This window comes from Bremerella sp. JC817 (genome assembly GCF_040718835.1).
Lineage (GTDB): Bacteria > Planctomycetota > Planctomycetia > Pirellulales > Pirellulaceae > Bremerella.
Window position 1 is genome coordinate 534,410 of record NZ_JBFEFG010000267.1, and the last position, 16,759, is coordinate 551,168.

The window sequence follows — 16,759 nt, forward strand, 5'->3', positions numbered from 1 at the left end:
AATGTCCAGCCGCCGAGGCGGGAACTTGATTGCCTTCGATTTGATTCCACGTTATATCTAACGTATTAACGTGCCTTTTCGCGGCATGCCTCCTCGGTCGATCGGTTGTCTTCGGGGCCTAGCGTCCCTGACGGAACCAGCAAACCTCCCACCACCGCCTACCTCATCAGGACTTTGTGCATGCGCCCTATCATCTCGGCCCTGACCATCGCCCTTGCCTGGTTTTTCGCTCCCGCCAGCGTCGTGCTAGCTCAATTTGAAGAAGACTTCGCTCCTGGGCTGATCACCACGATCCAGGCAACCGACGGCACACGCTGCGTTCGCATCGATCCGACGGTGTCTTTCGACTGGGGCAAAGCATCGCCCGATCTTCGGATCAGCGAAGGGAAGTTCAGTGCAAGGTGGGACGGCCTGCTGCTCAGCCGCACCTCTGGCGATTACACCATCTATGCCTATGTGTGTGGCAAAGTTCGCGTTCAGCTCGAAGACCAGGTCGTGCTAGAAGCCAACACGACTACGCCGCAGTGGGTCACTGGCAAGCCGTTGTCGATGAAGTTTGATTGGCATCCGTTTCAGGTCGACTTCGCCAGAACTCAGCCCAATGCCGAGCTCAAGCTGTTCTGGTCAGGACCTGACTTTCCTCTCGAGCCGATCCCTGCCGAGTACTTCTATCACGACATCGACAAGACGATCGAACAGCCTTTTGAACGAGGCCGCGAACTGATTGCCGGCTATCGCTGTACCGCGTGTCACGATGTCCAGCAGCAGCAACTCGCCGCCAAGGCTCCGTCGCTGGCCCAACTGGATGGCAACCTTTCCGAGCCATGGCTTCGCGAATGGCTCGCCAGCAAGCCGGCGGAAGAGGATTCAGACACACTTCGCCGCATGCCTCATTTCGAGCTCTCGAACGACGACGTCGATGCGGTGGTCGAATATCTTCTGTCGGAATCGAAGCCACGCGAAAAGAAAAGCGAGCTGCCCACGAAAGGCTCGGCCCCCAGTGGAAAGAACCTGGTGCTAACCCTCGGCTGCACCGCCTGTCATACGATTGGCGAGCTCGGCACGGCCAGCGTGATGGGTGGCCCAGACCTGACCAACATCGCCGCGAAACGCCCGAGAGGCTTCTTTCAAACTTGGCTGGCTGATCCCGCTAAGCTGAACCCAGACCATCGGATGCCGGTTTACGATTTAAATGACAAACAGCGTGACGACATCTCTTCGTACCTGGCAACGCTGACCGAAGACAAAACCTTAGCCCAGACGCCTGTCCGCCAATTCAATCCGCTGCTGATCGAGCAAGGCCGCAAGCTGATCGCGGACAATCGCTGCCAGTCTTGTCATACGCTGCCTGGCGATGCCGCCAAGCAGGTTCACCCTTCGTTGCCGAAGCTTGGCCCTGGCAACCTCTGGCAAGATGCCTGCATGGGATCGCCGGTGGCCGCCAAAGGGCAGCCTGGCTACCAACTGCCAGAATCAGACCGCGAAGCGATCAAGACCTACATTCGCGAAGTTGCCCGAGCCAAGCAGTCGCCGCAAGCGAGTGCCGATGCCGCTTGGATCTTGAAAGAGAACAACTGCCTGGCCTGCCATCCTCGTGGCACCGGGAAGGGCCTTTCGGAAACGGCCAAAGAGGTTGTCGACGCCCACTCAGGTCTCACTTCATTGCTTCCGTCGATGGTGCCTCCGTCGCTCAACAGTGTTGGCGATAAGCTGCACGACCAAGCCTTGCTGGCCGCCATTCGCCGTAGCGGAGGCAATCACCGGCCATGGCTACGCGTGCAGATGCCGAAGTTCGATCTGACGGCCGAGGAACAACAGGCCCTCGTCAATCACTTCGTCGCTCAGGATCGCATCCCGGAGAAAGCCCCGGCGATTCCCACCATTCCTGAAGTCGAAGGGCTGGCGGCAACCATCGCTGGATCGCGGCTGGTCACAACCGATGGCTTCGGCTGCACCAGTTGCCATCAGGTCGGGCAGATGATCCCTCCGAAGGCTCCGCTAAATGCCAAAGGACCTGACCTGTCGATGCTGGGGGATCGTATCCGCGAGCCCTGGTTCTATCGCTGGGTCCATGATCCTGCACGCATCGTTCCACGCATGGAAATGCCCAGCGTGAAACTGCCGGTCCAAGGCGTGCTCGACAACCAGGTCGATACCCAGTTGGCCGCCGTGTGGCATGTGCTCAATACGCCAGACTTCACGCCGCCGAAGCCTGACCCGGTTCGCATCGTGCGACAAACAGGCGCGAAGTCGGCCACCGATCGAGCGATCGTGTTGACCGATGTTATCAAGCTGGCCGACAAGAAGGTGCTGATCAAGCCGCTGCTGGTGGGTCTGCCGAATCGGAACAACGTGCTGTACGACCTCGAGTCAGCTTCGCTTTACCAATGGTGGGTCGGCGATGTTGCTCGGCAACGGAGCGAAGGAAAGACTTGGCACTGGGAAATCGGCGGACGCGGGCTGTTCGATCCCACTTCGCCAGTTCCTGAAATTGTCCTTCGGGATGGCGACGACAATCCAATCTCGCCGCGCCGCGACGGTCAGTTCTTCACGCGATTCGGAGAAATCGACTACGACGGCGACGCGCTGACCTGGACGCAGACGCTGCACTTCGGCACGTCCGATCCTATCGATCTGGAAGTCCGTCAAACGCTGACGCCACTTTGGACAAAGGAAGGTTCGCCGCGAAATGGCTTCACGCGATCGATCACCGTCACCAATCTTCCGGAAGGCTATTCGATCGGTCTCCGGCTTCCTCGCGAAACGCTGGCCGGCCCGGTTCAATTGGCAGGCCAGGTCGACGACCAGATCCAGTTCAGCTCCGGCGATATGCTGATCGCACTCGATCACGCCGAAACGCTATCGCCCGATGCCGGTCAGCTTGTCTGGTTAGCCGCCAACGAGAAGAACCTGACAGCGACCTATTCGCTTCGTCTGCCAGGCGAAACGATCGCCGCAGCCGCTGCTTTACCTCCGCAATTGTCGAAGGCTGTCGATCTCGACATCATCCCTGGCTGGTCGGCGACTCGTTTGCCGATCACCACCGAGATGATGTCGATCGCCATGGACTGGCAACCTGACGGCAGCCTGATGGCGGCTTCGCTGAAGGGGCGGATCTGGAAACTGACCGACACCGATGGCGACGGCCTGGAAGACACCTACCGGCAGTTCGGCGACGAATACGCGGCCCCTTACGGCCTGAAGGCTCACGGCAAGTATGTCGACATTGTCAACAAGTACGCGTTGCTGCGGCTGTGGGATGAAGATGGCGACGGTATCGTCGAAAAGGTAACGAACCTTTCCAACGGCTGGGGCCATACCGACGACTATCACGACTGGGTCGTAGGGTTGCCGCAAGACGCGGATGGCAACTACTACGCGGCGATTCCTTGCCAGCAAGATGGTCGCTCGAAAGAAGCTGCAAGGCTGCGTGGCACGGTCGTCAAACTGACCCCCACTTCCGACGATCCTCACAAGCAAACCTATCGCATTGAAGAACTGACTGCTGGGCATCGCTTCCCCATGGGGATCGCCCGGAATCATCAGGGGGAACTGTTTGTCACCGACAATCAAGGCAACTGGAACCCATTCAACGAGTTGAACCATGTCGTCCCAGGTCTGCGGTACGGCTTCATCAATGCCGTCGATCGCAAGCCGGGATTTGCTCCACCGGAAACGCCTCCGTCGATTGCGATCCCACATCCATGGACCCGAAGCGTCAACGGGATTTGCTTCCTCGAAACACCTGCCGATGTTCGCGAGAAACTGGGCTACGACTTGTTTGGTCCCTGGGAAGGCGACCTCGTTGGCTGCGAATACGACACCCGGCGGCTCGTCCGCATGAGCCTCGAGAAAGTAGGCGACACGATCCAAGGAGCCGCGTATCCACTGACGGTCGATCCTCCGCAAGATGTCGAGAAAGGCCTGTTGGGACCGATCAGTTGCGCAGTCGCTCCGGACGGGGACCTTTATGTCAGCAACCTCCGAGATGCCGGCTGGGGCGGCGGCAACAATGTTGGCACATTCACACGCCTTCGTCCGAACTCGGTGCACTTGCCACTGGGGATCGACGAAGTCCGTGCGACACCGACCGGCTTCAAGATTCGCTTTACCGATCAGATCGATGCCGGCTATGGCAATCTGGCGTCGAACTACAGCATTGCCTCTTACACCCGCACGTCGACGCCGGCCTATGGTGGCGACGATCAACAGCGGCGTTTGGAATCGGTCGCTTCGGTCGTCGTTTCGGAAGACCGCCTGGAAGCGACGGTCACCCTCGAAGCTCCGATCCGTGAGGGCTTCGTCTACGAGTTGTTCCTGGATGATGAAATTGCCGGCCCGGGCAAAACCCTCTGGCCGAAGGAAGCTCACTACACCATGCGTAAGGTTCGCGAAAACTAGCCGCTCGGGCTAGTCTTCAGATCGACTTGGACGTGTAAAACCTTTTTTATCTGGCGCAAAGAAACACCCTGCGAAGTCGGACCGTTTGGTTGCTCTTCGCAGGGTGTTTTGGTTTCGCTTTTACGCAAGCTCGGCTTATTCGAGGTAGGTATAACCTCGCAGACCCGATTCATAAAACTTCATGATCGTGCCGGCGTCTTTCTGTTCGATGGCACCACGCTTGATCGACTGCTCGACGCTTCGCTGCATCTGGCGGGTCAGTTCTTCTTCGTTGAACTGCATGTAGTGCAGCACTTCCTGAACGGTGTCACCCTTGATGATGTGGGTGAAGGAAGGCTCACCCTGGTCGTCGAGTTCCACGTGCACCGCGTTGGTGTCGCCGAACAAGTTGTGCAGGTCGCCCAGCACTTCCTGGTAAGCACCCACTAGAAACGCCGCCATGTAATAAGGTTCGCCGTCGTAACGGTGGAGTTGCAGCGTTCGCTTGACGTGGCGACGATCGATGAACTGATCGATCTTGCCATCGCTGTCGCAGGTAATGTCGCCAATCACCGCATGTCGCTGCGGTTCTTCGTTCAGCCGATGGATCGGCATGATCGGGAACAATTGGTTGATCGCCCAGTTGTCTGGCAGCGACTGAAACAGCGAGAAGTTGCAGAAGTAGGTATCGCACAGCATGCGATCCAAACCTTCGAACTCTTCCGGCACGTGATCCAGTTCCGAGATCAGACCGCGGATCTTGAAGCACAGGTTCCAATACAGCGTTTCAGCTTCACTGCGTTCTTCCAGAGTCAAGTTGCCGTTGCCAAACATCGACAACGCCATGTCAAGCGCCATTTGAGCATCGTGGAAGCTCTCCAGCACCGTGCGTGGGCTGACCGAAGCGTAGGCTTCCTTCAGGTCGCGAAGTGGCGTCGGCGTATCTTCGTCGATCTCTTGCTTCAGTTCGCCCAAGCCTTGCTCAGCGACACCCAGCGTGCCGAATACCAGCACGCTATGGAACGCGACCACCGCGCGGCCACTTTCCGATAGCAAGTGTGGATGCGGGACTTCGGCTTCGTTGCAGATCGATTGAACGTGCGACACAACGTCGCGGGCGTATTCTTCCAGCGTGTAGTTCATGCTGGAATGGAAGTCGGTCTGCGAACCGTCGTAGTCGACGCCCAGACCGCCACCGACGTCCAGGTACTTCAGCCCGGCGCCCCGTTTGACGAGGTCGACATAGATTCGGGCCGCTTCGATCAAGGCCGTCTTCACGTAGCGGATGTTGCTGACCTGGCTTCCCTGATGATAGTGCAGCAGTTGGAAGCAATCTTCCATGCCGCGCGACTTCAGTTCGTCGAGGGCTCGCAGCACTTCCGTTACAGTCAGACCAAACTTGCTGTGATAGCCACCACTGGCCGACCAGCGTCCCTTGCCGCGCGAAGCAAGCTTCACGCGGAAACCGATCTTCGGACGAACGCCAATTTCTTCGGCGGTCTTCAAGATCAAGGCCAACTCGGTGTACTTCTCGACAACCGGGATAATGGTGCGGCCGAGCTTCTGGCCGTACATGGCGATTTCGATGTACTCGGTATCTTTGAAGCCATTGCAGATGATCGGCGTCGCTTCGTCGGTCATCGCGATCACGGCCAGAAGTTCCGGCTTGCTACCAGCTTCCAAACCAAAGCCGTAAGGGCGACCATAGTCGAGCACTTCTTCGACGACGTGCCGCTGCTGATTCACCTTGATTGGGTAAATGCACGAATACTTGTTCTGGTATTCGTATTCGGTGATGGCCGAAGCGAAGGCGTTGTTGATGTCTTGCAGACGGTTCTGCAGGATCTCGCTGAATCGCAGCAAGATCGGCAGGTCGACACCACGGGCCTCGAGGCGGTCGACAACCATCTTCAGATCAATTCCCTTCTCTGACGACTTGGAAGGGTGCACCATGACGTGCCCGTCGCTATTGATGCTGAAGTAGTTCTTCCCCCAACGATCGACTTCGTACAGTTCGGTCGAGTCGGCGGCAGACCACCGGTTGCCATTCTCTTTCAGCATGAGTTCCACTCTCCTGAGGCGTGTAGAACATGAAAACGGGCCGCGAGCTCTTACACAGGGAAACAGTTCTCCCTGTCGGTTGCAATCGTTCGCGATGAAAGAGATGATTTTAGAACAAATTCCCACCCTAACGGAAGGAACCCAAGGATGAATCTGGAAGTTCGCTGGCAAGAAAGTACGTGGACAAGTTGCTTGCACGCGGCCCAGATCCTGTCGGAACAGCGTCCGCCAGGGGTCCCTGACGTGGTGGTCGAGACCATGCAACCGGTCGTCGACCAACTGATTAATGTCCTGAAGACGGCTGGCGTTCCCCTCAAACCGTTCTGGCGACACGCTTTGCCACTTTCGGCGCAGCTTACCGGAAAACATGAGCTCGCTGGCGTGATTCTTCGCAAGACACGAGGTCTCGAGTACGAAAGCGGTGGCACTGCCGAGCACCTGACAGCAATCTTTACCGATCTTTCGCATGCCTATCACACGGCCATGCCAAAGGCGGAAGAAGAATTGCCGCTGCGACGTCGACCTCTGCGAGAAGCCTGGGAAGCTCGCGGACCAGGCCTGCTTTATTTTCTGCAACGGGTTTTGCCGGAAGCCTTCCTGCCAGAGAGTGCCGACGTCATCCTCATCCTGCCTTTCTCGGGCGGCCGGGGCACGGCTCATCTCGACTACAACAGTGTTCGTGTGGAAGCGGTTCTGTACGATCCTTATCCCCAATTGCCCGAGGTGGCTCGACTGGGCTGGCTTTTCTCGCAGTTGAATCTCGACCTGCCGAAATACAGCGAAAACATCGCCCGAGATCGCTTGCCGATGGTGGCTCGGCTCGCCACTTTGCCAGGTATTCTTTATGCAGCGGAAGAAGTCGAACTGGTCCGCCCCGGAACCGTTTCATTGGCCGAAGCTCTGAAGCTTTGGCAAGTGACGCGCGAAGGACACGAAGCCCTGGCAGAAGTTGTTCAACAGTGGTGGCAAGTTCAAGAGACGCGTCAGGCTGCCTGGCCGGTTGCCCTGACGGCACTGGACCGAATGCTGGGCGAACGCAATTCGGGCTGATCAGCTTATCTTCGCGTTGAACGCACCGAGTCAGTGAGCGCTTTGAACGTCGATTCGTGGCGACACATCTCAGTGGGATCCGACTCTCTTCCACGCAGGCCCGAATCATCTAACGGAACCATCTTCCACCTTAGCCGTTTTCGTCTCAGAGAAGCGAACCCCGCCTATCATCCACCGCCACTCCACCCGTTCTAGCGAAAAGCAAGAAGGGCCAAAGCAGCAATCTTTGCTGGGCTAATGCCCATCCACGGCAGCTATCGGCTTACCAACCACACCCCCAACAAGCAGACCAAGTCCCCCATAGAAGACGTGAATGCAGGGTTAGGCTCCATAAAACACTCACCATAGGGGGCCACCACCAGTGATTCACCGTTCATTAACATAGCCACATGTGAAATAGCTCATGGCCTGTCCAGATTTCTACGACTACCATTGAGTTACCGAAATAATTCTTAGTCTTTTTTAGGACGCGCGATCATGCGTACTCATTCTCGTCTCGGTTTCACCCTGGTTGAACTGCTGGTGGTGATTGCAATTATCGGTGTATTGATCGCCCTTCTGCTTCCAGCGGTGCAGCAAGCTCGTGAAGCGGCACGTCGCATGTCGTGCAGTAACAACCTGAAGCAAATCGGGATCGCGATGCACACCTATCACGATACTCACCTGAAATTCCCTCCTGGCTACTTCCAGACACTGGGATACGATGTCCGGCCTTATAACACGTCGGGGCACCAGTTCCGTTACTGCTATGCCCGCAGCATCCTGCCTTACATGGAACAACAGGCCCTGTGGGAACAGCTGGACGCCGGTCAGAAGATCAATAAAGGTTCGTGGGAAATCGACGCGGCTCGCACAGTGGTCCAGGGCTATATGTGCCCTTCAGATGGCGCCGGCCCGAAGGTTTCCAAAGAAGGCTTCGGCGGTAACTACCTCGGCGTGCATGGCAACTCGCGCTACTACGATTCAGGCGGTAACGCCGACGAACGGATGAACGGCATGTTCTTCGCTTTGTCGAAGGTTCGGATGGGTGACGTGACCGACGGCACCAGCCACACGCTGCTGGTCAGCGAAATCAACCTGATCCCGGAAGGTGGCGTCGATGCCTCGGTCACCGATCGTCGCGGGATGTACAACATGTGCTACACCGGCAATGCCACGATCTCGGCTAACGTCACTCCGAATTCGCCAACCCCAGACGTCCAAGAAGCTGGCCGGTTTGTGAACAACGATCAGTACGCCCCGGCTGTCAGCGCCGGTGGTGGCGGTGTCTATGCGACTTATGCCCGTAGCCACCACCCAGGCGGTGTTCAGGCTTTGAAGGTCGACGGTTCGGTGAGCTTCGTTGCGGAAACGATCGACAGCGTCATCTGGCGAGCGGCAGCGACTCGTGACGGTGGCGAAGTCACGGCTGGCCTGCAATAAGTAGTTCTGCCCTCGGCACTTATTCCATTCATTTCTCGCGCGGTTGGTAGTTATGAAATCAAATTTTCTCGCGGCGACAGGCATTCTGCTCGCCGCTTGTCTGCTGGTTGGATGCGGTACTGCCGGAGATGGTCTGACCCGTTTTCCGGTGGCTGGAACGGTCACGTTTAAAGGTAAGCCGATCGAAGAAGGCAAGCTGATTCTGCTGCCAGCGACCAGCGAAGTCGGCTCTGGCCCAACCCAGGTCATTCCGATCGTCGATGGCCAGTTCGATGGCGAATCGACGCCTGGCATGAAGCGGGTCGAGTTCTACGCCAGTTGGCCCAACGGCAAGATGATTACGCTGGAAGATGGCCGTCAGGTCCCCGATTCGGCGACGCTTCCTCCGGAATGCAATGTGCACAGCAAGCACGAACTCGAGGTCAAACCGGAAGCCAACACCGGCCTCAGCTGGGAACTGTAACCTCCAGCTAGTACTCTGGAATCGCACGCATCAGGGGCTCTGGCAGTATCTTTCCGAGCTCCTTCGTGATCCCATCTTCCAGGAACAACAGGATTGCGGACTGCCCGTTATCCAAGGCATAGAAATGCTGGTTGGGCTTCTCCAGGTCACCCATCACGTAGTTGACCACCATCGGATCGGCCCAGTCGTCGTTCACCTCGACATCCCAAGTCAAGGGCTGACCATCCAGGCAATACTTCAGCCAGGCCTGACCTTCTTCCAGATCGACAAAGTCTTCGATCTCGGTGATACGCTCGCCCTGTCCAGCCAGTGATGCAAGATTCTGGACGATCGGCACGTAGCTGCCGGTACCGGTGATGCATTCGGTATCGAAGTTCCAAACGTCCTGGCTGATCCGGCGACCGAACGGCCTTTCCTCGACTTCGATCCCCAGCACAAACAGCAGCAGCGAATAAGGTTCGGCCTCGAAGCTGGCCTGATCGAACGAGATCAACAAGTCGTCGACCTTGATCCCCTCGGCCAGGCCAATGCCCAGTTTTTGCAGCGTTTCTAGCTGCTGCTCCAGCGTAGGAGCCTGCTTCTGGTGACGGAAGAAGCTAAACATAAACCCTCGCGGATAGGCTTGATGTGGTATTCGACAGGCATCGACGCCACTCATCTTTGGCCGATCAACCCCGCCATGGGAAGCCCTGCGGATGAAATCTTCGGCGATTTTATCCCCTGCTGAAAGCGAGCCGGTAGCTATAATAACACCTTTGTTCAAGAAATCGATTTACCTCGAATATCTTGTTCGTATGAGTGCACTGAACCAAATCCTGTCGAAACGTCCCAAGCTATCGATGAGCGTCGATAGCTGGGAGATGTATCGCACCACGCCCAATTGGATGCGTGAGAGGATGTTGGCGGTCAATCATTTTCAGGACGACGTGGTTGGATTCGAGATCGCGGAAGTCCTGCTCTCCGAGGCGATCGACGATGGCGACGCGGCCGACCAGCACTTGCTCTCGTTGCTGGTAAACAGTGCCGCGACAAGCCCGCTGGAACTCGACATGGGGTTCGGTCGATATCTACGCCCCAACGAGCCCGGCAACATGATTTTGACCTCGGCGGGTGTCTCGACCGAGATCAAAGGCAAAGGGCCTTTCCACAGCATCACCTTCTACATCGACAAAGATGCCCTCAACGCACGGGCCAGTCGCTTACTGGGGAAAGAGTTCAAGTCGCTGGACGTACTGCACAGCAACTTCTTCCGCGACGATGCCCTGGAAGTGCTGATGAAGCGTTTGCTCCATCAATATCAGGCCTCTCCGGCGGCTGGTCAGCGAATGACGGCTGGCGATGTGGTCGACGACATCGTCCGGCGTCTGTTGGTCATCTCGAAACACAAGCTGCCGAACGTTCGCAAACGAGATCGCCTGCGGCCTGATTCGATTCAGCGTGCCCTCGATTTCATGCACGCTCACTTCGCCGACGACCTTTCCCGCGATCTGATCGCCGGAGTCGCCGGCGTCGATCCGTGTCACTTCACAAGGCTGTTCCGCCAAACCATGGGGGAAACGCCCAAACGCTATCTGTTGAAGATCCGCATCGACCACGCCAAGCAACTGCTGCGATATGGAAGCATGGACCTGAGCATGGCCGAGATCGCTCAGCAGTGCGGTTTCTATAGCCCGTCCCATCTTGGGCGAGAATTCCGCCGCCAGGTCGGCACCACGCCCAATCTCTACCGAACCTACACCTAACCCCTCCCGCTGGCTCGGTTCACCGGCAAGTTGCATCGAAACTATTCGGACGCCTGCCTACGGTTTGGGCAAAAGGCCTGCAATATCTCTTCGGCGGCCGCCAACCAATTTCAACCGGCGCATCTTTTGTGATATCGATTTCGCGGTTCGGTTCTCCGCAGTAGTGCTCCGGCGGCCACCACGCTCTTCGCAAGCAATTCCGATTCAAGCACTTACGACAACACCCAATTGGGGCCACGCCGCCTGCCAGCAGCTTCCCGGCACTGACTTTGCTTGCTGATAACTACAATTCTTTCATACATCACTTCCCATTTTTTACTTTTGGAGCATCCATGAAAAAGCGTGGTTTTACCCTGGTAGAGCTCCTGGTCGTGATCGCGATCATCGGAGTCCTCATCGCCCTTCTATTGCCTGCCGTGCAACAGGCCCGCGAAGCTGCTCGCCGCATGCAATGCACCAACAACATGAAGCAGATCGGGCTCGCTCTTCACAACTATCACGACACCCAGGGCGCGCTGCCACGTCAGTTGCCGAACCTGGTTACGCCTTATACGCCTGTCAACATTGCCCTGGCTCCTTACATGGAACAAGGCAACATCGAAGCCGAATACGTCCATACCGACTGGTTCTTTAACTCACCAAACGACTATCTGAAAGATAAGCGTCCCGACGCTTTCCGCTGTCCGACAACGCCTGACGGGGACGCCCCGCTTGCCCTGACCGGTTGGCAGACATCCGACTACAACTACATGACGCACTACGTCATCTATGCGTCGGCGACCTCTGCTTCGAGTCTGACCGGCAATGGACCTTTCCGTACCTGGATGCCATTCCGCAAGATCACCGATGGCCTGTCGAACTCGCTCTTCGTCTACGAAGCCGCCGGTAAGAACCATATCTACATTCACGAGAAGCGAATGCCTGACTCGTACGAGACAACCCTCAACTGGGGCAAGTCGCTCGATGCGAACTTCTCGGTTGGCTGGCTCGGACTTTCGCAGGGCTACACCTTGATGCCGACGACCTGGATTTTGAACTCGACCGAAACCGCTTTGCAAAGCTATGTGAACACCGGCAACTGCATTAACAACTCGAACTTGCTGGGGCGTGCCTACAGTTTCCACCCAGGCGGCATGAATGGACTGCTCGGCGATGGCTCGGTGCGGTTCATTCCCGAATACATCGACTTCGATACTTCGGTTCGTCTGTCTGATCCAGCCGACGGCAAGGTCTTAGGAGAGTTCTAAATGCCCCAGGTATTGACCAAACGCTCAAACGCGGTCACCGCAGGTTTGCTCTTGTTGGCGCTCGGCAGTTCAGGTTGTTACTCGTCGAACAACTGGCAGGAGCGAACCTATCCCGTCACCGGCACCGTCACAATCAACGGCGAGAAAGCGGAGAACGCGTTTGTGGTTCTCTATTCGAGCGAAGGCAAAGTCGACGTTCGCGGATCGCAGCCATGGGCGATTGTTGAAGCGGACGGCACCTTCCGTATGACGACTTATGAGCGAGGCGACGGGGCCCCGGTCGGTACGTATGACCTTACGCTTTACTGGCCTAAGAGCCCGATGGGCGATCGGACCGACCGCTTGAAGGGAGCTTACTCGTCGCCGGACAAAGCCGTGATGAGTGTCACCGTCGTGCGGGGCACAAACGAACTGCCGCCGATCGAACTGGAGAACATTCCCGTGCTGCCGCCTGCTGTAGGACCGTCCGGCAATCCGCTTGATGTGAACTGACAAGTCGCTTCCGCCTAGCAAACTACCAACAGACTTCGCAATGTCGAAGCGTTCGCTGCGCGGACCTTCCACCCCCTTAGACGTATCCCAAAAGAAAACCATGAATCAGAAACTGACTGCCTGGCTGCTTTGCCTGGCTTCGCTTCTCACGGTGAGCACGGCCCATTCCGCGGAAGACTCGGGCGAAGATCCAGCCCCGGAAAAGCCGATCTCCAGCCAAACGCTCGATCGTGAACTCGGATCGATCCGGGGGCAAATGTTCAACGTGGAAGGCGAGACCCTGGAAGATCGCCAGAACGCTTTTCGTGAAAAGCTCGTCGAGGCATTCGTAACCGTCGACAGCTACCTCGCCGAAGATCAGCCAGAGGCAAACCAGATTCGGCTCTACAAGTTCAAGACCGAGCTGTTTCGCTACGGAATCAAGCTGAGCGTTCCCCAATCGCAAGAGAAGCTGGAAACGCTGCTCGCGGAACTGAAGGACTCGGAATTGGCCTCCCTGCGAGAAGTAGCCCGCCGAGAAGGCCTGATGTACGAACTCGACTCGTTTAGCACTTCCCCACCGGAACGTCAGCAACGACTGCTTAGCGATTCGGTCGAATACGTCACGTCGCTCGAGCCCAACTCGGAAACCAATCTGACCATGATGACGATCAGTCGACAGATCAGCACCAGCAAGGTTCCACACGAGACCGCGCTGGCACACCAACAGTTTGCCGATCATCTGGCCAAGTCGGACGACAAGAAATTGAAGGCGGCCGCCGAGAAACTGCGTGCGACCGGGCTTCGCTTGGACCTGCCAGGCAAGCCGCTCGAACTGACGGGCACCACCATCGCGGGTGAGTCCTTCGATCTGAAAGATCTGCAAGGCAAGGTTGTCCTGGTCGACTTCTGGGCAACCTGGTGTGGTCCTTGTATCGCCGAGTTCCCGAAGATGAAGGAGCTTCACGCCAAGCATCACGACGCCGGCTTCGAGATCGTCGGCATCAGCCTCGACGACAATCACGAACACCTGGTGAAGTACATGGAGATCAATCCGGTTCCGTGGACCATCCTGCACGAAGCCCTGAAGGAAGGTGATCGCGGCTGGGATCATCCTGCGGCGAAGAAGTACGGCATCAGTGCTATTCCCTGCATGCTACTGATCGGCCGCGATGGCAATGTGATCACGACCCATGCCCGCGGGGAAGAACTTGAGCAGCTAATGGAAACGTTGTTCCCCGAAGAAGCACCTTCGCAGTCGTAGCTTTCGGCGACCATTCCGAAGTCCCCTATTCTGAGCCCGACCGGAAGATCAGGAACTGCCTCCCTGACTTTCTGCCGGGCTCAGTGTTTGCGCTGTCTTCTTTGGCTACACAACTAAGGTTGCACGAACGCCGGAGCATTCGACAAGTTCTCACGCACCAGGCTGGCATCCGCTTCATCTAACCAAGGAAGCATCTCATTCGCCCTGGCGACAATTGCCCGCAGTATCTCGCTCGCGTCGCGATGCTTTTTCCAGTAGTTCTCTGGAACCTTTAGTACCACGCCCAACAAGTCTCCAGGATAAAGTTCGGCCTCGAGTAGCGGATCGACTTGCAGTCTATCTAACGCGAGCGGCACCAGGAACGGCAAGCTGATTTGTTGGCCGAGCATCACTCGCAAGTCTTCATCCGTGAAGTCCGACAGCGGGACGCGTCGCAGTCGGTGGCACGTTCGCATGATGTAGGTGTCTCCACTAGTCTCTCCCCAGTCGTTTCGTTCGAGGTCTTGCAGGCTCTTTTGGCGGTCGAAGTTCATCGTCATTTGTCGATCGCTTTTACGGATTCCGGTGTGGGAAGCGAATTTCCCCGTGTCGCTCCTCTTTCATGATATGCGATAGACATCGCGCACGAAAAAACGCTCGCCAGATGGCAAGCCTTTCGATGTTTTCAATTATCTTCGTCGACCGATGGTGTTACGCCTTCGAGGTCAAGTCGAAGTCGAAGGTGTTCTCGCCGGGTTGAACGTCGGCTTCGAGTTCGCTCTTGATGTTGTAGCGAGCAGGAATTCTCGGTTTGTTTGACTTGAACTTTTTAGGTCGGGTCGGTGCACGGCCATCAGGATCCGCTTCGGCTTCGCTCGGTTCTTCATCGGCGTCTTCTTCGCTCGGGGCGATTTCAACACGATTGTGGCCAATCTTGGTTCCACGAGTACTGCGGATATAAGTCAACTCGTATTTTCCATCCGCGTCGGTTCGACCACGGGCAGGTCGACCATCATCTGGCTGGAAAACAACGACAATGCCACTTAGCGGGGCACCATCGAACGTGACAGTTCCGGTTACCTGACCGAGCTCCGGTTGATCGCTAGGACCACCACAACCAGGCAGAGTCAGAAGCATCACTGACAAGGCTACCACCAGGTAAGCAGCTTGAATAGCTTTCACGGTACAACTCCGATTGGGGCTCAATTATCTTGGGTTCCGTAGCTTGGCAGCCGAGTCGCCCTACTGTTGGCGACACGGCTCGTTCGTTATCGGGACTTCGATCTAGAAGTCGCCCAGGACTTCGCCTTCGGCACGAGTGCTCAGACCTTGGTAGGTCGACATGTTCATGTTTTCCGAAAGGAAGCGGACGCTGCCGTCACCCATCAGGAAGTGTGCTCCGCCTGGATGCCAGCTACCGGCAGCTTCTTCGGCACCACCATTAATTGGGTCGTTACCTTCCGCGGCGATCAGGTACTCGGTCATCTCGTAAGGAGGATTACCGTCGGCACCGTTCGAGAAGATCGCGCGTCGGTCACAGCCGCCACCAAAATGCCCCATCGCATCGCCACCGGTGTCTGGGACTTCGCTAACGAAGATCGTATTGGAAAGGCCGTCGCGCACGTCCGCGAAGCGGGTCTTGCTGTCGACGTAGAAAATGCCGTTGCCATTCGCGCAACCCCACGCATTGGTCCGCATGTCGGTCAGGTCGAGGACGCCAGTGCATTTGCAGTCGTCGTTGCCATTACCAATTCGGGTACCCATATTGCCGTTGTAGTTGGATGGCTGATAGCCATTCTTCTGCTTATTGTTGCTGACGTCTTCCTGCGAAGGACACCAGAACACGTTGACAATCGTTTCTTTGACAACCAGCGGCTTACCCGAACTTTGGCTGCCCTGTTCATTGCCGAAACCGTCCGAACCTTGAATTGCTTCGTAAAGGTTCTTTTGTTCGAGATAAGGCAGAATGTTCGCGTGCCAGGTCCAACCATGACCGCTGTAGTTGGTACCGGACGAGTTCGGCATCCCTTGGTTACCTGCCGACAAGCTCAGATACGTGTCGTGATAGTTGTGAAGCGCCAGGCCGATCTGTTTCAGATTGTTCTGGCAGTGCATTCGTCGAGCAGCTTCTCGTGCCTGTTGGACAGCCGGCAGAAGCAGCGAAATCAAAACGCCGATGATGGCGATCACCACCAAAAGCTCGACCAGGGTGAAGCCACTTCGGCCAAGATTAACAATAGATGACGTAGGACGGCTCATCTCAAACAACTCTAAATCAATACAGGGAACATTGGTTGAAAACTTTGCGTTTTCAGGGTCGCGACTCAAAACCTTGCCGCGTTGACGGGGTTAATAGAACGGCCATGTTTCGGAGTGCCCAGGGTCATTTCCCGCAGCCTTTGGACAATTCATCGAAACTAAACAGAAGTGCTTCGTCCCCAGTTCCATCGGGGGAAATTGACTCGCATACCAGAGATTCTGATGCGCAATCGCGAGGCACTAAATGGTGCTACCAAACACCCCGCTGAGTGCTAATTTCTCGGTAATATGCACTCGAGTTCGGCACCAAAGAAGGGATCTTCCCTGAAGGCTACCGAGCGCCGAACCACCTCTCTTCAGAGGTATTCACATCTCGCTGAAAGTAAGAACCAAGTAGCCCCAGAGACGCTCCCAAGCGAGC

At 56.6% G+C, this 16,759-nt stretch carries 13 protein-coding genes; 8 read left to right on the forward strand and 5 right to left on the reverse strand.

Annotation, left to right across the window (positions count from 1 at the left end):
- The first annotated feature begins 180 nt into the window (after positions 1-180).
- Positions 181-4,401 carry a c-type cytochrome gene (locus AB1L30_RS10875; protein ID WP_367013438.1) on the forward strand — a complete coding sequence of 1,407 codons (4,221 nt, stop codon included), beginning with the start codon at positions 181-183 and terminating at the stop codon, positions 4,399-4,401.
- A gap of 135 nt (positions 4,402-4,536) precedes the next feature.
- Here the strand turns inward: AB1L30_RS10875 and speA are convergent, their stop codons facing one another.
- On the reverse strand, positions 4,537-6,441 hold the full coding sequence (gene speA, locus AB1L30_RS10880; RefSeq protein ID WP_367013439.1) for a biosynthetic arginine decarboxylase: 1,905 nt from the start codon (positions 6,439-6,441) through the stop codon (positions 4,537-4,539).
- Positions 6,442-6,588: 147 nt separating this feature from the next.
- Between speA and AB1L30_RS10885 the strand changes: the two genes are divergently transcribed.
- The 3 genes from AB1L30_RS10885 to AB1L30_RS10895 all read left to right on the forward strand — a co-directional run bounded on the left by AB1L30_RS10885 (position 6,589) and on the right by AB1L30_RS10895 (position 9,376).
- Positions 6,589-7,491: a hypothetical protein gene (locus tag AB1L30_RS10885; RefSeq protein ID WP_367013440.1), complete on the forward strand. Its 903-nt coding sequence runs from the start codon at positions 6,589-6,591 to the stop codon at positions 7,489-7,491.
- A gap of 477 nt (positions 7,492-7,968) precedes the next feature.
- Entirely contained in the window at positions 7,969-8,913 is a 945-nt protein-coding gene (locus AB1L30_RS10890; RefSeq protein ID WP_367013441.1) for a DUF1559 domain-containing protein, read from the forward strand.
- Positions 8,914-8,965: 52 nt separating this feature from the next.
- The gene (locus AB1L30_RS10895) at positions 8,966-9,376 is read left to right on the forward strand and encodes a hypothetical protein (RefSeq protein WP_367013442.1); all 411 of its coding nucleotides are present in this window, start codon (positions 8,966-8,968) and stop codon (positions 9,374-9,376) included.
- A 7-nt stretch (positions 9,377-9,383) separates the two neighbouring features.
- On the opposite strand, the gene AB1L30_RS10900 is transcribed toward AB1L30_RS10895, so the two are convergent.
- Complete coding sequence (locus AB1L30_RS10900; protein ID WP_367013443.1) at positions 9,384-9,980, reverse strand: hypothetical protein; 597 nt, start codon at positions 9,978-9,980, stop codon at positions 9,384-9,386.
- A 190-nt stretch (positions 9,981-10,170) separates the two neighbouring features.
- Here AB1L30_RS10900 and AB1L30_RS10905 point away from each other — a divergent pair, with 190 nt between their 5' ends.
- The 4 genes from AB1L30_RS10905 to AB1L30_RS10920 all read left to right on the forward strand — a co-directional run bounded on the left by AB1L30_RS10905 (position 10,171) and on the right by AB1L30_RS10920 (position 14,100).
- Positions 10,171-11,118 carry a helix-turn-helix domain-containing protein gene (locus AB1L30_RS10905; protein WP_367013444.1) on the forward strand — a complete coding sequence of 316 codons (948 nt, stop codon included), beginning with the start codon at positions 10,171-10,173 and terminating at the stop codon, positions 11,116-11,118.
- Between the two features lie 332 nt (positions 11,119-11,450).
- Entirely contained in the window at positions 11,451-12,365 is a 915-nt protein-coding gene (locus AB1L30_RS10910; protein ID WP_367013445.1) for a DUF1559 domain-containing protein, read from the forward strand.
- Positions 12,366-12,857, forward strand: a complete 492-nt coding sequence (locus AB1L30_RS10915; protein WP_367013446.1) for a hypothetical protein — start codon at positions 12,366-12,368, stop codon at positions 12,855-12,857.
- Between the two features lie 100 nt (positions 12,858-12,957).
- A complete protein-coding gene (locus AB1L30_RS10920) occupies positions 12,958-14,100 on the forward strand; it encodes a TlpA disulfide reductase family protein (RefSeq protein WP_367013447.1) in 1,143 nt (380 codons plus the stop codon).
- A 113-nt stretch (positions 14,101-14,213) separates the two neighbouring features.
- On the opposite strand, the gene AB1L30_RS10925 is transcribed toward AB1L30_RS10920, so the two are convergent.
- From AB1L30_RS10925 to AB1L30_RS10935, 3 genes are all read right to left on the reverse strand, one after another.
- Entirely contained in the window at positions 14,214-14,639 is a 426-nt protein-coding gene (locus tag AB1L30_RS10925) for a contact-dependent growth inhibition system immunity protein (protein WP_367013449.1), read from the reverse strand.
- 151 nt (positions 14,640-14,790) lie between these two features.
- Positions 14,791-15,261 carry a carboxypeptidase-like regulatory domain-containing protein gene (locus AB1L30_RS10930; protein ID WP_367013450.1) on the reverse strand — a complete coding sequence of 157 codons (471 nt, stop codon included), beginning with the start codon at positions 15,259-15,261 and terminating at the stop codon, positions 14,791-14,793.
- 102 nt (positions 15,262-15,363) lie between these two features.
- Positions 15,364-16,338: a DUF1559 domain-containing protein gene (locus AB1L30_RS10935; RefSeq protein WP_367013451.1), complete on the reverse strand. Its 975-nt coding sequence runs from the start codon at positions 16,336-16,338 to the stop codon at positions 15,364-15,366.
- Positions 16,339-16,759 lie beyond the last annotated feature (421 nt).

Bases quoted from the DNA above. Each gene is read 5' to 3' on its own strand.
- AB1L30_RS10875 (WP_367013438.1), top strand. From the start codon at position 181: ATGCGCCCTATCATCTCGGCCCTGACCATCGCCCTTGCCTGGTTTTTC.
- speA (WP_367013439.1), bottom strand. From the start codon at position 6,441: ATGCTGAAAGAGAATGGCAACCGGTGGTCTGCCGCCGACTCGACCGAA.
- AB1L30_RS10885 (WP_367013440.1), top strand. From the start codon at position 6,589: ATGAATCTGGAAGTTCGCTGGCAAGAAAGTACGTGGACAAGTTGCTTG.
- AB1L30_RS10890 (WP_367013441.1), top strand. From the start codon at position 7,969: ATGCGTACTCATTCTCGTCTCGGTTTCACCCTGGTTGAACTGCTGGTG.
- AB1L30_RS10895 (WP_367013442.1), top strand. From the start codon at position 8,966: ATGAAATCAAATTTTCTCGCGGCGACAGGCATTCTGCTCGCCGCTTGT.
- AB1L30_RS10900 (WP_367013443.1), bottom strand. From the start codon at position 9,980: ATGTTTAGCTTCTTCCGTCACCAGAAGCAGGCTCCTACGCTGGAGCAG.
- AB1L30_RS10905 (WP_367013444.1), top strand. From the start codon at position 10,171: ATGAGTGCACTGAACCAAATCCTGTCGAAACGTCCCAAGCTATCGATG.
- AB1L30_RS10910 (WP_367013445.1), top strand. From the start codon at position 11,451: ATGAAAAAGCGTGGTTTTACCCTGGTAGAGCTCCTGGTCGTGATCGCG.
- AB1L30_RS10915 (WP_367013446.1), top strand. From the start codon at position 12,366: ATGCCCCAGGTATTGACCAAACGCTCAAACGCGGTCACCGCAGGTTTG.
- AB1L30_RS10920 (WP_367013447.1), top strand. From the start codon at position 12,958: ATGAATCAGAAACTGACTGCCTGGCTGCTTTGCCTGGCTTCGCTTCTC.
- AB1L30_RS10925 (WP_367013449.1), bottom strand. From the start codon at position 14,639: ATGACGATGAACTTCGACCGCCAAAAGAGCCTGCAAGACCTCGAACGA.
- AB1L30_RS10935 (WP_367013451.1), bottom strand. From the start codon at position 16,338: ATGAGCCGTCCTACGTCATCTATTGTTAATCTTGGCCGAAGTGGCTTC.